Origin of the sequence: Stutzerimonas stutzeri (assembly GCF_024448935.1) — a bacterium.
Classification (GTDB): domain Bacteria; phylum Pseudomonadota; class Gammaproteobacteria; order Pseudomonadales; family Pseudomonadaceae; genus Stutzerimonas; species Stutzerimonas stutzeri_AO.
This window is the reverse complement of the sequence record NZ_JAMOIE010000211.1, coordinates 1-1,710: the sequence shown is the minus strand read 5'-3', so window position 1 is coordinate 1,710 and position 1,710 is coordinate 1. Positions and strand designations below refer to the sequence as shown.

Here is a 1,710-nt window from a genome sequence, read left to right as displayed (position 1 = left end):
TCCTGCATAGAGCAGCGTGTGAACAAATGCCAGCGCCGCACCGATAACGGTCAGCGGTAGGGCATAACGCCAGACTGTGAAATCCGTGCGGTAGCAGGCGATGGCCAGGATCACCGCCAGCGGAAACATGAAGGCACGCTGGAACCAGCACAACACGCAGGGTGCCTGGCCCATCACCTCACCAATGAACAGCGCGGACAGCGTCGATACCAGTGCGACCAGCCAGGTTAGCAGCAGCAGATTCCAGGTCATGCTTGGAGGTTGAGGATTCATTTCGGTTAACTCGTGGGGATGACAAATACTTGCGGTGGAACCGCCATCCAGTTGGTTCGGAACATCATACTTCCTTTTATCGGGAAGGCTTGGTTCTGCTGGGGCCAAGCGGTAGAGTAACAACGAAGTGTCGCCCGTTCCGTAGAAAGGTTACCCATGTCCAAACTTGCAGAATTCAAAGCTTTAGAGGCCCAGCTCGCAGCACAACTCAAGCAGCTTGATGCTCTAAAGAATGACGGAGAACTCAAGCGCGAAATCGAGTTCGAGGAAAAGCTCCGCAATCTGATGTCCGACTATGGTGTGAGCCTACGCGACATCATTTCTCTACTGGACCCGCAAGCAGGTCTGCACATCGCCGCTCCGACTGCACGTGGACCGCGTCGGCAGCGCCAAGTCAAGGTTTACAAGAACCCAGAAACCGGAGAAGTGGTAGAGACGAAAGGCGGCAACCATAAGATTCTGAAAGCTTGGAAAGAGAAGCACGGCGGCGAAAAGGTGGAGAGTTGGCTCCAGTAAGCCGTTCGACGAATGCAAGAAGCCAGGCACTGCCTGGCTTCTTTTTGATCTTCCGTGATCCGCTGTCTACAACTCGAAGCCACCGCTCGCACCGGCAGGAACCGGGCGGTTAGCGACCGTAGCAATGACAGCTCACCCTTGCTCTCCATCACCTGGAGGGCAACCCATGAACACCACCGCTACCCACTGTCACCAACCGTGGAATAAGGGAAAGCTAGTCGGTCAGAAAGCGCCGCTTCGTCTCAGAGATATTTGGGCTATCCGAGTAAGGCTCCAGATTGCGGAGAGAACCCGAGACCTTGCTCTATTCGATTTGGCAATCGACAGCAAGCTACGCGCCTGTGATTTAACGAAGCTCCGGGTACGCGACATAGCCCATGGAGCGCACGTGTCACCACGAGCCATCGTGATGCAGCAGAAACTCAGCGACCGGTACAGTTTGAAATCACCGAACAAACCCGGGCAGCGCTGGAGGACTGGATACATCAGGCCCAGCTGCGAGGTGAGGATTGTCTGTTTCCAAGCCGGTTGCACGGCTCAGACTATCTCTCCACCAGGCAATACGCTCGCATCGTCAAAGCCTGGGTAACAGCCATTGGTCTCGATCCGGCCATATACGGCACCCACACGCTGCGGCGAACCAAGGCGTCGCTGATCTACCGCAGGACGAAGAACCTCAGAGCCGTACAGCTGCTACTGGGCCACACGAAGCTGGAAAGCACCGTCAGGTATCTGGGGATCGAGGTAGACGATGCTCTGGAGATGGCGGAACAGACCGAAGTTTAACCAGCGATAGCGACGGTTGAAACCAGACCGTCGCTATCCGGCCCAGAGTGTGTAAAAACACTTTCTTATCGTGCGTGCTTCAGCCCATTGCTCCTGAGCATGGCAATTTCCCGATTATTTACCGCGATCAGCGCC

Annotated in this window: 2 protein-coding genes and 1 pseudogene; 2 read left to right on the top strand and 1 reads right to left on the bottom strand. The window is 55.5% G+C overall.

What is annotated here, in order from left to right; all coding sequences use genetic code 11:
• Nucleotides 1-273 (bottom strand): disulfide bond formation protein B (locus tag NA637_RS24880; RefSeq protein ID WP_256075226.1); only part of this gene is annotated, 273 nt, incomplete at its 3' end.
• Nucleotides 274-429: 156 nt separating this feature from the next.
• On the opposite strand from NA637_RS24880, the gene NA637_RS24875 reads away from it, so the two are divergent.
• Both NA637_RS24875 and NA637_RS24870 read left to right on the top strand, forming a co-directional pair.
• Nucleotides 430-789 carry a histone-like nucleoid-structuring protein, MvaT/MvaU family gene (locus NA637_RS24875; RefSeq protein WP_256075225.1) on the top strand — a complete coding sequence of 120 codons (360 nt, stop codon included), beginning with the start codon at nucleotides 430-432 and terminating at the stop codon, nucleotides 787-789.
• A 166-nt stretch (nucleotides 790-955) separates the two neighbouring features.
• Nucleotides 956-1,575, top strand: a pseudogene (locus NA637_RS24870) (tyrosine-type recombinase/integrase).
• Nucleotides 1,576-1,710 lie beyond the last annotated feature (135 nt).